General features: G+C 65.3%; 14 protein-coding genes. 5 read left to right on the top strand and 9 right to left on the bottom strand.

Annotated features, from left to right (window positions below; translation table 11 throughout):
* Positions 1-71 precede the first annotated feature (71 nt).
* A complete protein-coding gene (locus EJI00_RS05655) occupies positions 72-653 on the top strand; it encodes a hypothetical protein (protein WP_126746488.1) in 582 nt (193 codons plus the stop codon).
* On the opposite strand, the gene EJI00_RS05650 is transcribed toward EJI00_RS05655, so the two are convergent.
* Positions 650-1495, bottom strand: coding sequence for a metal-dependent hydrolase (locus tag EJI00_RS05650; RefSeq protein ID WP_126746487.1), 846 nt, complete (start codon positions 1493-1495; stop codon positions 650-652). The genes EJI00_RS05655 and EJI00_RS05650 overlap by 4 nt on opposite strands.
* A 109-nt stretch (positions 1496-1604) precedes the next feature.
* Here EJI00_RS05650 and EJI00_RS05645 point away from each other — a divergent pair, with 109 nt between their 5' ends.
* Positions 1605-2240 carry a TetR/AcrR family transcriptional regulator gene (locus tag EJI00_RS05645; protein ID WP_126746486.1) on the top strand — a complete coding sequence of 212 codons (636 nt, stop codon included), beginning with the start codon at positions 1605-1607 and terminating at the stop codon, positions 2238-2240.
* 36 nt (positions 2241-2276) lie between these two features.
* Here the strand turns inward: EJI00_RS05645 and EJI00_RS05640 are convergent, their stop codons facing one another.
* Together EJI00_RS05640 and EJI00_RS05635 are read right to left on the bottom strand one after the other, a co-directional pair.
* Entirely contained in the window at positions 2277-2645 is a 369-nt protein-coding gene (locus EJI00_RS05640) for a nuclear transport factor 2 family protein (RefSeq protein ID WP_126746485.1), read from the bottom strand.
* A 13-nt stretch (positions 2646-2658) separates the two neighbouring features.
* Positions 2659-4872 carry a sodium-translocating pyrophosphatase gene (locus tag EJI00_RS05635; protein ID WP_126746484.1) on the bottom strand — a complete coding sequence of 738 codons (2214 nt, stop codon included), beginning with the start codon at positions 4870-4872 and terminating at the stop codon, positions 2659-2661.
* A 254-nt stretch (positions 4873-5126) separates the two neighbouring features.
* Here EJI00_RS05635 and ppa point away from each other — a divergent pair, with 254 nt between their 5' ends.
* The gene (ppa, locus tag EJI00_RS05630; RefSeq protein ID WP_021007095.1) at positions 5127-5654 is read left to right on the top strand and encodes an inorganic diphosphatase; all 528 of its coding nucleotides are present in this window, start codon (positions 5127-5129) and stop codon (positions 5652-5654) included.
* A 39-nt stretch (positions 5655-5693) separates the two neighbouring features.
* On the opposite strand, the gene EJI00_RS05625 is transcribed toward ppa, so the two are convergent.
* A complete protein-coding gene (locus EJI00_RS05625) occupies positions 5694-6446 on the bottom strand; it encodes a hypothetical protein (RefSeq protein WP_126746483.1) in 753 nt (250 codons plus the stop codon).
* A 76-nt stretch (positions 6447-6522) separates the two neighbouring features.
* A complete protein-coding gene (locus tag EJI00_RS05620; RefSeq protein ID WP_126746482.1) occupies positions 6523-7704 on the bottom strand; it encodes a GNAT family N-acetyltransferase in 1182 nt (393 codons plus the stop codon).
* A 19-nt stretch (positions 7705-7723) separates the two neighbouring features.
* Here EJI00_RS05620 and EJI00_RS05615 point away from each other — a divergent pair, with 19 nt between their 5' ends.
* Positions 7724-9436 carry an NAD+ synthase gene (locus tag EJI00_RS05615; RefSeq protein ID WP_126746481.1) on the top strand — a complete coding sequence of 571 codons (1713 nt, stop codon included), beginning with the start codon at positions 7724-7726 and terminating at the stop codon, positions 9434-9436.
* Positions 9433-9771 (top strand): P-II family nitrogen regulator, encoded by a 339-nt coding sequence (locus EJI00_RS05610; RefSeq protein WP_126746480.1) that lies wholly within the window; start codon positions 9433-9435, stop codon positions 9769-9771. Before EJI00_RS05615 ends, EJI00_RS05610 begins: the two co-directional genes overlap by 4 nt.
* Before the next feature lie 28 nt (positions 9772-9799).
* Here the strand turns inward: EJI00_RS05610 and EJI00_RS05605 are convergent, their stop codons facing one another.
* From EJI00_RS05605 to EJI00_RS05590, 4 genes are read right to left on the bottom strand one after another with little or no spacing between them, the layout of a single operon-like run.
* A complete protein-coding gene (locus tag EJI00_RS05605; RefSeq protein WP_126746479.1) occupies positions 9800-10390 on the bottom strand; it encodes a TIGR00730 family Rossman fold protein in 591 nt (196 codons plus the stop codon).
* A 31-nt stretch (positions 10391-10421) separates the two neighbouring features.
* Complete coding sequence (locus tag EJI00_RS05600; protein ID WP_126746478.1) at positions 10422-10829, bottom strand: diacylglycerol kinase; 408 nt, start codon at positions 10827-10829, stop codon at positions 10422-10424.
* A complete protein-coding gene (locus EJI00_RS05595; protein ID WP_126746477.1) occupies positions 10826-11395 on the bottom strand; it encodes an RDD family protein in 570 nt (189 codons plus the stop codon). Before EJI00_RS05595 ends, EJI00_RS05600 begins: the two co-directional genes overlap by 4 nt.
* 11 nt (positions 11396-11406) lie before the next feature.
* The gene (locus EJI00_RS05590; RefSeq protein WP_260590464.1) at positions 11407-12264 is read right to left on the bottom strand and encodes a DUF3106 domain-containing protein; all 858 of its coding nucleotides are present in this window, start codon (positions 12262-12264) and stop codon (positions 11407-11409) included.
* Between the last annotated feature and the right edge of the window lie 3 nt (positions 12265-12267).

Below are 12267 nucleotides of genomic sequence, written 5' to 3'. Positions count from 1 at the left end.
CTAATTTGTAATCGACGGCAAATGATTTTGTATAGGTGCCCGGCGTCGGGCAATGTGCGGAAGGACCTGCAATGAATAAATCACGTCATGTCGTCATGCAGGTGGTCAGGCGCTCGTCCGGCAGCGCGACGCACCATGTCGAGTTCTTCATGGACAACATCTTTGCCGAACGCCTTCGGCAGCTGCGTTCGCTGGTGCCGCCGCTCGGCAGCCTGAACAAGCAGCGCGACCTGGTGATCGACAAGGTACGGGTGCGGCTTCCGAATGCCATCTGGCGCACGGGCAGCCATGTCGACAGCGGCGTCGAGGGCTCCTGCATCGTGATTGCAGCCGAAGGCTCGTTCAACTGCGGCGGCAAAGACCGCAACACCCGCGAGAAGCTGGTGACCTACAACTTCTCGATTGCGCGCCTGATCGAGTTGCACGCCGAACGCCCCGACAACGAAACCCTGTATATCCGCGACGGCACTTTTGCCAACGACGAGCCCACCGAGTCGGCCGCGGGCCAGTGGGTTGCGTCATTGAACGAGCTGGAAGCCGTGATGCGCGTTCCGGATGCGCCCTCGGACTTCGACACCTTGCACGACCTGACGATACGGCCCGAGCAGCGGCCGGCTGTCAGCCCTCCCACGCACCGGGCCAGCTTCTACTAAAGAGCCGCGCCGGCCGCTTCGGGTGCCGCGCCCACGGCGGTGTATTGCGTGCGGTTGTTCTCGAGCCAGCGCGCCGAAAGGCTGCTGTCTTGCTGCGCCGGATGAAAGTCGGCGCGGAAGTAGCTGCGCCAGGCGCTCCAATTTCCACGCAGCAAGCCGCCTCGGCTCAGCAGAATGCGCGCGGCGCTTTTCCAGGTCGCCCACTTCCACAGCTGCCCTTCGTGGCGCAGGCTGTCGACCGTCTGGCGCAGCAGGTCGCCCAGGAACATGATGGTCACGCGGCGAAACCAGCGCGTGCGCCACGCGTCCGAACCTTGCGCGGCCTTGTAGATGTCGAAGGCAACGGACTTGTGCTCCAGCTCTTCGGCGCAGTGCCAGAGCCACATCGTCCGCAGCCGAGGTTCGGCGCCGTCGAGCACTTCAGGGTGGGCCAGCAACCATTCGGCAAACATCGCGGTGAAGTGCTCGGTTGCCGCCGTCACGGCCAGCGCATGGCGGGGATCGGCGCCTTCCATCAACTCCATGCGCTTGGCCGCGCGGGTCGTCCAGCGGTCTTTCAGGCCCTGCGCTTCGAGGTGGCCGTTGAAGAGGGTGTGGATGCGGCGGTGCGTGGCCTCCTGCCCAATGAAGCCGCGCACCTCGGCACGGTATTTTTCTTGCGCTTCGGCCGGCAACGTGGCCACGGTGTCGCGCACGGCATGGATGAAGAACTGCTCGCCGAACGGAAAGCTCATCGACAACGCGTTGAAGAAGGCGGTGGAGAATGCATCGCCGCCGCACCAGTTGCGCCCGAACGGCGTTTGCAGGTCGATGAGAAGGCGGCGCACCACAAGCTCGGTCATGAAAGCAATCCTCTGGAGAGTGGGTTGGTACACGTCAGTACCGGTTGTCTGAATAGTGCGCACATCTGTTGGTACCGTCAAGTACCAAGGCGTAGGAAAATGTACCCTCATGAGCATCGCGATTGAAAAACCAGCCCTCGCCGGCCCTTCGGGAGAGCCGGTTCACGAGCATTACTCGCGTTTGCTGGAGGGCATGGCCCGCGCCGTGGCCGCCAAGGGCTACGCGGAGACGACCATTGCGGACATCGTGCGTGAAGCGGCGGTTTCGCGCCGGACCTTCTACGAGCACTTCGCGACCAAATCGGAATGCCTGATTGCCCTGTACGAGGCTGCCAGCAAGCTGGCGCTGCGGGCGGTGAGCGAGGCCTTCGATCCGGCGCACCCCTGGCACGCGCAGGTGGAGCGGGCCATGACCGCCTACTTCGACTATCTTGCACAGGACCCGGTGCTGCTGCGTACGCTGTTCATCGAGATACTCGGACTCGGAATGCCCGGGCTCGCGGCCCGGCGCCGAGTAAACGATGAGATTGCAAGCTTCATCCAGCTGGCCATCAATGGCAGCGGCGGCAACGCGCAGGGCGGCCCCGCGGCGCACCTCACCAGCGAAATGGCCATGACGGTGGTGGGCGGCATCAACGAACTGGTGCTCCAGGCCATCGAGCAGAACCGGGCGGGCGATCTGAGCCAGTTGGTTGCACCGGCCACGCGCCTGGTGCGCGCCGTGGCGGCCGAGAGCTCCAGGTAGCGGCCAGGCAGGGCCAGGTAGCGGCAGACCGGCCGATCAGGCCGGCTTGGCCTGCGCCGGGTCGTAGAAGAACTCTTCCTCGGCAATGCGGTCGCCCGCCCAGCGCTGCCAGGCGAGCTCTTCTATGCGCATCGCCTTGCCGCCCTTGAAGCGGAAGTCGAACACCCATCGGACCACGACGTGGTCGCCGTTCACGAGCACGGGGCGCACGCAGGTCGAAACGACCGACTCGGTTCGATCCAGCACCGCCTGCTCGTGCGCAACCAGCGTGGCGCGGCCACGCCGGGGCTCGGCCTGGTTCTCACGCATGGTCGCGTCTTCGGTGTAGTAGTCTTCGATGGCCTTGGCATGCGCGCCGCTTTCGACGGCGGCAATAAAGGCTTCGAGTGTTTCCGCGGAAGGCATCAGGTTTGGGCTTTCATTTCACTGCGCCTGAAGCAACCGCTGCCGGCGGCGTTGCGGAGGCGGCCGGGGCAGCCGGAGCCGAAGGCGCGGGTGCAGGAGCGGCGGGCGCAGTCGCTGCCACGGGCGCTTCGACCTTGTGCGGCACGGCTGCCGCCGCATCGCCGGCATGGAACTTGACCACCAGCGGCACGATCAGCAGCGCGACGATGTTGATGATCTTGATCAGCGGGTTGACCGCGGGGCCGGCCGTGTCCTTGTAGGGGTCGCCCACGGTGTCGCCGGTGACCGCGGCCTTGTGCGCCTCGGAGCCCTTGCCGCCGTGATGGCCGTCTTCGATGTACTTCTTGGCGTTGTCCCAGGCGCCACCGCCCGTGCACATCGAAATGGCCACGAACAGGCCGGTGACGATGGTGCCCATCAGCAGGCCGCCCAGCGCCTTGGGGCCGAGCAGCAGGCCGACCAGGATCGGCACCACCACCGGCAGCAGCGAGGGAATCATCATTTCCTTGATGGCCGCGCCGGTCAGCATGCTCACGGCCTTGCCGTATTCAGGCTTACCCGTGCCTTCCATGATGCCGGGGATGTCGCGGAACTGCCTGCGCACTTCTTCCACCACCGCGCCCGCAGCACGGCCCACGGCTTCCATGGCCATTGCGCCGAACAGGTAGGGGATCAGCCCGCCGATGAAGAGCCCGACGATCACCATCGGGTCGCTCAAGTTGAAGCTGATGTTGAGCCCGAAGCTCTCCAGCTTGTGGGTGTAGTCCGCAAACAGCACCAGCGAGGCCAAGCCGGCGGAGCCGATGGCGTAGCCCTTGGTCACCGCCTTGGTCGTGTTGCCGACCGCGTCGAGCGGGTCGGTGATGTCGCGCACGCTGGCGGGCATCTCGCTCATCTCGGCAATGCCGCCGGCGTTGTCGGTGATGGGCCCGTAGGCGTCGAGCGCCACCACGATCCCCGCCATGCTGAGCATGGCCGTCGCGGCCACCGCAATGCCGTACAGGCCGGCAAGGGTGTACGAGGCCATGATGGCAATGCAGACGAAGATCACCGGCCAGGCCGTCGACCGCATCGAGACGCCGAGGCCCGCGATGATGTTGGTGCCATGGCCCGTGGTGGAGGCCTGCGCGATGTGCTGCACCGGCTTGTACTGCGTGCCGGTGTAGTACTCGGTAACCCACACCAGCGCCGCGGTGAGCGCAAGGCCCACGAAACAGGCGCCGAACAGCTTGAGTTGGCTGCCGCTCGGGGCGATGGCGTTGTCCGGAATGATCCAGCTGGTGACAAACCAGAACGCGATCAGCGACAGGACGCCCGCCACCGCCAGCCCCTTGTAGAGCGCCGGCATCACGTTGACCATGCCAGGCGAGGCCTTCACGAAGAAGCAGCCGACGATCGACGCGATGATCGACACGCCGCCGAGCGCGAGCGGGTACAGCACCGCGTTGACTGGCGCCGCCGCCACCATGAGCGCGCCCAGCACCATGGTGGCGATGAGCGTGACCGCATAGGTCTCGAACAGGTCGGCCGCCATGCCTGCGCAGTCGCCGACGTTGTCGCCCACGTTGTCCGCAATCACGGCCGGGTTGCGTGGGTCGTCTTCCGGAATGCCGGCTTCGACCTTGCCCACCAGGTCGGCGCCCACGTCGGCGCCCTTGGTGAAGATGCCGCCGCCCAGCCGCGCGAAGATCGAGATCAGCGAGGAGCCGAAGGCGAAGCCGATCAGCGGATTGAGAATGGCCGAGAGGCTGCGGTCCGGCGTGAGGTTGCCGTTGCCCGCCAGGAACCAGTAGAAGACCGAGACGCCCAGGAGCCCCAGCCCCACCACCAGCATGCCCGTGATGGCGCCGCCGCGAAACGCGACGTCCAGCGCCGGGCCGATGCCTTGCGTGGCTGCCTGTGCGGTGCGCACGTTGGCGCGCACGGACACGTTCATGCCGATGAAGCCGCATGCGCCCGAAAGCACCGCGCCCACCACGAAGCCCACGGCCGTGGTCGCGTCCAGGAAGATGCCGATGAGAACGGCCAGCACGACGCCGACCACCGCGATGGTGGTGTACTGCTTGGCGAGGTAGGCCGATGCGCCGGCCTGGATGGCCGCGGCGATTTCCTGCATCCGGGCGTTGCCCGGGTCCTTGGCGAGAATCCAACTTCGGGCCCAGAAACCGTATCCGACGGCCACGAGGCCGCAGACGATGGCGAGTATCAGGGGGGTGTTGCCGATCATGCTTTGCTTCTCCATTCGTTCGTTGTGACTTGTGGAGACGGACAGCATGGGTCCTGCGCGCAACGCGTACGGGGCCCATGTTTTCCGTCGCGTTGCTTCCTCGAAGCTCACTGCACCGGAGTGCGGAGCCGATTGGCCAACAGGTGCAATTTACAGGCAAAAACAGGAACGTGTGCGACCTGCCCGTGACACGGAAAGTAAACTCCGGGTTTTTCCCCATCTCCTCTCATACTTTTCAACTACTCGAAAACGTCATGTCCTTCGACAAAGTCTCCCCCGGCAAGAATATTCCCGACGCCTTCAATGTGGTGATCGAAATCCCGATGAATGCCGACCCGATCAAGTACGAAGTCGACAAGGAATCGGGCGCGATCTTCGTGGACCGCTTCATGACGACCGCGATGTACTACCCGGCCAACTACGGCTACGTGCCCCAGACGCTGTCGGGCGACGGCGACCCGGTCGACGTGCTGGTGATAGCACCGTACCCCCTCTTGCCCGGCGTGGTGGTGCCGTGCCGTCCGCTCGGCATCCTGATGATGGAAGACGAAGCCGGCGTGGACGGCAAGGTGCTGGCGGTACCCACCGACAAGGTGCTGCCGATCTACAGCCACTGGAAGTCGGTGGACGACGTGAACCCGATGCGCCTGAAGGCCATCAGCCATTTCTTCGAGCACTACAAGGACCTGGAAGCCGGCAAGTGGGTCAAGGTGCTGGGCTGGGAAGGCATCGACGCCGCCAAGAAGGAAGTCGTCGACGGCATCGCTGCCTACAAGAAGTAATCGCTTCTGTTCGAGGGGCGGGCACCGTGCAGAGGTGCTTCAGCCCTGCGCCGCCTCGCCGGCCAGCCGCATCCATTCGCGATTGACGGAGCGTGCGTGCGAATTCCAGTGGCGCGCAGCCTGCTGGAGTTCGTTCCATTGGCGCTGCGCGGCAGCGGTATCGCCTTGCTCCGCCAGCCAGGCGATGTAGCGGGCACGGGCTTCGACCGTGTTGTACTGGCTCAGGGCCGATTCGAAGGCCCCGCGGGCCTCTGCATGGCGCCCGTCGGCTGCGAGTGCGCGGGCGGTGAGCACGGCGACTTCGTCCCTCCGGTAGTCGTCGCGTGAGGCGCGCAGGGCCTGGAGCGCCTGCAGCGCTTCGCGGCCCGAAGCCGCGCCGCCTGCGGCCAGCAGCGCGCTGGCCAGGCCAAATTGCAATTCAGGATCGGATGCGAGCGGACCCTTCAGGGCGTCGCGGTAGTGCCCGACTGCGTCTGCAGCCTGGCCCTTGTCGAGCGCAGCCTTGGCAAGGCGCAGCTTGTTCTGGGCGGTGGGGGCGAGGTCGTAGGCCTCGGTGGCTGCGCGGTACTCGCGCTCGGGGTCGATGAAGCCGATGGCCGCGCTCGCCACCTTGCCCGCGGTGCGCTGCATGCGGGAGGCAGGCAGGTACTCGACCACAAAGTACACGACGCTGCCCAGCAGGGGAAAGCTGAACAGAATGATGAGCCAGTACATCTGCTTGCCGTGTCGCATTGCGTGCACGGCGAAGAACAGCGCAATGAGGATGTGCAGCCCCAGTCCGACGAACGGCATCGGTTTCTTTCTGTTGTTGGATTGGGCGCGTTTATAGCAGCCCCGCATGGCGGCAGGCCGGCCGCGCCGCCGTGCTTCAGCCGGCCTTGAACGGGCTGCGTTCGCCCAGGTGGTCCATGTAGTTGCCGATGCCTTCGCCCTCGCGCTCGAGAAAGCGCTCGACCGCATCGGCGAACGCAGGGTGTGCCAGCCAATGGGCGCTGGTGGTCTTGACGGGCATGAGCGCGCGCGCCATCTTGTGCTCGCCCTGTGCGCCGCCCTCGAACCGCCTCACGCCGTGCGCAATGCACCAGGCCAGCGGCTGGTAGTAGCAAGCTTCGAAGTGAAGGCAGTCGACGCGTTCCATGGCGCCCCAATAGCGGCCATAGGCCACCAGCGCGCCGTCGTCATGCGTGGACAGCGCGATCAGGCTCGTGGCAATCGGTTTGCCGCCGCGTTCGGCAACGAACAACAGCCAGGCTTCGGGCATCGTGCCGGCCATGCGCTGGAAGAAATCGCGCGAAAGATACGGCGGATTGCCGTGCTCGCGATAGGTGCGCGCATAGCAGCGGTAGAAAAAATCCCAGTCCGCTGCCGCGATGTCGGCGCCGCGCGACCAGCGAAAGGTCACGCCTGCATCGGCCACCTTGCGGCGTTCCTGTCGAATCTTCTTGCGCTTGTCATGCGAGAGGCTGGCAAGGAAGGATTCGAAGTCCGAGTAGGGCTCGGCACCATCAGGCCCGGCCGGCGCCGCATTGGTCCAGTGAAACTGCACCGTGTTGCGCAGCATGAGGCCCGCTTCTGTGCAGGCGGCAATGTCGGCCGCGGCACCGAACAGCAGATGCAACGACGAAAGTTCTTGCGTCTTGCACCAAGCCACCAATGCCTGCACCAGCAGCGTGCGGGTTTGCGCATCGCGGGCCAGCAGACGTGCGCCGGGCACCGGCGTGAACGGCACCGCCACCACCGCCTTGGGGTAGTAGGCAAGGCCGTGCTGCTCATAGGCGTTGGCCCACGCCCAGTCGAAGACGTATTCGCCATAGGAGTGCGCCTTGATGTAGACCGGGCAGGCCGCCTGCAATTCGTCCTTGCACCAGAGCGTGACGAACTGCGGTGTCCATCCGCTCTCGGGCGAGGCGCTGCCGCTTTCGTGCAGCGCGGCAAGGTACTCGTAGCGCATGAAAGGCGACGGTTCCGCCTGGGCGCCGAGCAGCGCGTTCCATGCTTTCGGGTTCAGGTCCGACAGCGATGCCATCACCCGAATGACATAATCGTTCAAGCCTTTTTCTTCCTTCCGTATGACGCTCAAGCTCGCCATCGCGCAACTCAATTTTGTGGTGGGCGACCTCGCCGGCAATGCGAAAAAAATCGTCGATGCCGCGCATGAAGCCTACACAAAGGGCGCGCGTCTTCTGCTCACGCCCGAACTCTCGATCGCCGGTTATGCGGCAGAGGATCTTTTCCTGCGTCCCGCGTTTACCGAAGCTTGCGATGATGCCGTGAAAGGCGTTGCCGCCGCGCTGGCCGGTCTCAAAGACATGGTCGTGGTGGTGGGGCATCCGACGGGCGGGAGCCTCCGCAGCCGCTCGGTGGCGGTGCAGATGCGCTACAACGCCGCCAGCGTGATCAGAGAAGGGCGCATCCTCGAAACCTACGCCAGGCGCGAGTTGCCCAACTACCAGGTGTTCGACGAACGCCGCTATTTCACGCCGGGGCAGGGCACTTGCGTGTTCGAGGCCGGGGGTGTTTCGGTGGGGCTGCTCATCTGCGAGGACGCCTGGTTCGACGAACCGGCCGAGCTGGCGCGCGGGGCCGGCGCCGAAGTGCTGGCGGTCATCAACGCCTCCCCGTATCACGTCGGCAAGGAAGGCGAGCGCGTCGCGCGAATGGCCGACCGTGCCCGCGCCGTGGGCCTGCCGCTGGTCTACGCGCATCTGGTCGGCGGGCAGGACGAAGTGGTTTTCGACGGAGCGTCGTTCGCCCTGCAGGCCGACGGTGCGCTGGCCGCGCAGGCCGAGAGCTTCAAGGAACGCCTGGTTTACATGCAGCTGGAGCGACCCGCGCAAGGCGCCGAGGGCATCGGCTTCGTGGCCGAGCCCGAAACAATCGCGCCACGGCGCGATGCCGAAGCCCAGTTGTGGGATGCATTGGTACTGGGCGTGCGGGACTACATCGGCAAGAACGGCTTTCCAGGAGCCATCCTGGGGCTCTCGGGCGGTATCGATTCGGCGTTGGTGGTTGCCATTGCGGTCGATGCGCTCGGCAAGGACAAGGTGCGCGCGGTCATGATGCCTTCGCCCTACACGGCGGACATCAGCTGGATCGATGCGCGCGAGATGGCCGCACGCCTGGGCGTGCGCTATGACGAAATCTCGATCAAGCACACCTTCGAATCGTTCAAGGGCGCGCTGGCGGAGGAGTTCAAGGGCCTGCCCGAAGACACGGCCGAAGAAAACATACAGGCCCGCATCCGCGGCACGCTCCTGATGGCGCTGTCGAACAAGTTCGGCTCGATCGTTCTTACCACCGGCAACAAGAGCGAAATGGCCACAGGCTACTGCACGCTGTACGGCGACATGGCGGGCGGCTTCGCGGTCATCAAGGACCTGCTGAAGACCACGGTGTTTGCGCTGGCCCGCTGGCGCAATGCGCATGACCCGTACGGCACTGGCGCCTCGCCGATTCCCGAACGGATCATCACACGGCCGCCCAGCGCCGAACTGCGGCCCGACCAGACCGACCAGACCGACCAGGACAGCCTGCCGCCGTACGACATCCTCGACGGCATCCTGGCACGCTACATGCAGGACGACGAGGGCATCGACGAGATCATTGCAGCGGGCTACGAACGCGCGGTGGTCGAGCGGGTTGCGCGGCTCATCAAGATCAATGAATACAAACGGCGCCAGGCGCCTGTGGGCATCCGGGTCACCCATCGCAGCTTCGGCAAAGATTGGCGTTACCCTATCACCAGCAAATTCAACGAAACCGCCGGAGCGCAAAAACCATGAAGCAGATCACCGCCATCGTCAAACCCTTCAAGCTCGAGGACGTGCGCGAAGCGCTGGCCGAAGTGGGGGTAACCGGCCTCACGGTGACCGAAGTCAAGGGCTTCGGCCGCCAGAAGGGGCACACGGAACTCTATCGTGGTGCGGAATACGTGGTCGACTTCCTGCCGAAGATGAAAGTCGAAGTGGTCGTCAACGAGGGCGACGTGGAGCGCTGCATCGAGGCTATCGTCAACTCGGCCCGCACGGGCAAGATCGGCGACGGAAAGATCTTCGTCACGGAAGTCGAGCGCATCGTGCGCATCCGCACCGGCGAAGAGAACGAAAACGCCGTCTAAACGGCGCGCTCACAGCCTGTGGCTGGGCCTAGAGGTTTTCAGCCAGGCGGTCTCCGCGGGGGTGCAGCGGCACCTGGGCGCGCAGGGCTGCGAGCAGCTCGGTGGGGTTGGTGTCTGTACGGATGAGTTCCATCTGCCATTCGCCCATGAAGCCTTCGCGCACGCTGTGCGCAAGGAAGCCCAGCAGGCCGTCGTAGTAGCCGGCCGTGTTCAGGATGCCGGTCGGCTTGTCGTGGTAGCCGAGCTGGCGCCAAGTCCAGATCTCGAACAGTTCCTCGAAGGTGCCGATGCCGCCCGGAAGCGCGAGGAAGGCATCCGCGCGCTCGCCCATCATGGCCTTGCGCTCATGCATGGTGTCGACCACATGGAGCTCGTCGCAAAGCGTGTTGGCCAGCTCCCGGTCGACCAGCGCCTTGGGAATGATGCCGACCACGCGGCCTCCGGCTTGGCGTGTGGCCTCGGCCACCGTGCCCATCAGGCCGGTGCGCCCGCCGCCGTAGACCAGCTGGCCGCGATGCTGGCCGATCCACTGGCCGACCGTTTCGGCGGCCTTGGAGAATTCGGCCCGCTCGCCGGGGCGGGAGCCGCAATACACACAGATCGAAAATTCAGGATTCATCCCGCCATCATGCCTCTTGCGAGGGGCGCTTTCATGACGCGAAGCGCTGCCACAGCGCCGCCAGCCAGATGCCCCCGCACAGGGTGAGAGACAGCAGAACGGCAGCACTGCCCATGTCCTTGGCGCGCTTGGAAAGGTCGTGCCACTCGGGGCCAATGCGGTCGATGGCGGCTTCGACTGCCGTGTTGAGCAGCTCGACGATCATTACCAGAATGGCGCTCCCGGCGAGCAGGGCCACTTCGACCCAGCTGCGGCCGAGCCAGAAGGCAGCCGGAATCATCGCGATGGCCATGATGGCTTCCTGGCGGAAGGCCGGCTCGCTCCAGCCCGCGCGAAGGCCGTGCAGTGAAATCAGGGTGGCGTGCCATACGCGCTCGAAACCCTTGCGGGCCTTTTGCGGATTGACGGCGGGATCGGGAAGCTTGGGCAGGGCACTCATCGACGGCTCATCGGCTTGGAGGTTATGAGCCGCGTGCCGGCCCAGGCGTCATGCCAGAACTGGCGCTCGGGGTGAAAGCGGGCCAGCACGGCCCACACGGCAATCCAGCCGAACAGCAGGACCAGCGTCTCGACCACCGGAACGCCCAGCAATGGGTGCAATGCCAGCGGCGGCAGCAGCCAGACCCAACTCAGCACGTAGCGCAAGAAGGCCCGCGGCTGGGTGACGGGGCGGCCTTGCTTGTCCACAATTCGGATGTTCCAGGTTTTCATGCCCAGCGTCTGGCCCTTGGACCAGAACCAGACGAAGTAGACGCCGAACACCACGAAGAGATAAGCCAGCATCAGGGGACGGCGCGTGTCGTCCATGGCGTTGCGCATCTGGCTGAGCGCGCTGAAGAGCCAGGCCGACATCATGGCCACGGCAAACAGCAGCATGCCTTCATAGAGCCAGCATGCCATTCGCCTCCACAGGCCTGGCACTATCGAAAGAGGAGCGCTGGTCGAAGAGTCTGCGGCCGAGGAAGAGGAATTCGATTCCGAAACTTCAGAGGAAGGTGAAACCATCGAAATCTTGTTCAGGGGGGCGAGGGCTGCACGGCCGGTCGTCCCGCGGCAGCGGAGGGCGCGGCGGAAGAGGGGGCCGGCACCTGTGCTTCGGCAGGAATGGGAGCGGACGGCGAACCGGAAGCAGAAGAGGGAACCACGGATACGACGCCCGGCACCCGCTCCGGCGGCGACGCCACCGTGACGGCTGCGGGCGCGGCGGCCGGCGCTGCCGCTGCAGTCGCCGACGCGGGTGGCGCCAGCAAGATCCGCGGCGTGTGCTGTCCGGCGGGCGTTACTGCGGGAACCGCAACCAGCTTCTGGGCGGGAACGGGGCGCACCGGAACCGCGGCGCCGCGGGGCTTGACGGGCGCACGCTCGGCAAGACGGCGCTTCTCTTCTTCGCTCAGCGCCTGGTACTGCTCCCATTTGGCCTTGCGCTCGTCGGCGGGCACGCTCTTGACCTCGGCGAAGTTGAGGCGCGCCTGGGCGCGCTGCTGATTGCTCAAGGCGGCCCATTCGATCATTCGGCTGTGCAGGGTTGTTCGGTCATCGGCCGACATGTTCGCGTAGTTGCGTGACAGTGCCAGCCATTTGCGCTTGTGCCCCGTGCTCAAGGTGTGCCAATGCGACGCGAGCGGCTGCAGCGCCTGCTGCTGCTCGGCAGTCAGTTCGCTCCAGTGCGGCTTGGTTGCCGATGCCACTTTCGAGGTGGAAGGGTGGGAAGCCGACGCCGACGTGGACGCCTGCGCTGTGTCGGCGGCCGCCTTGAGCGATTCGGAGTGAGTTTGAGCGCTCGCGAGGTTCAGGCTGCTCACGCCGCCCAGGCCGAAGACCGCCATGGCGAGCGCACCCGCCCAAATGACTGCGCCCGACGTTTGCGGGCGCATCAG

It is taken from the genome of Variovorax sp. DXTD-1, assembly GCF_003984625.1.
GTDB lineage: Bacteria > Pseudomonadota > Gammaproteobacteria > Burkholderiales > Burkholderiaceae_C > Variovorax.
The sequence above is the reverse complement of the archived record's forward strand: the minus strand, read 5'-3'. Positions and strand labels throughout refer to the sequence as shown.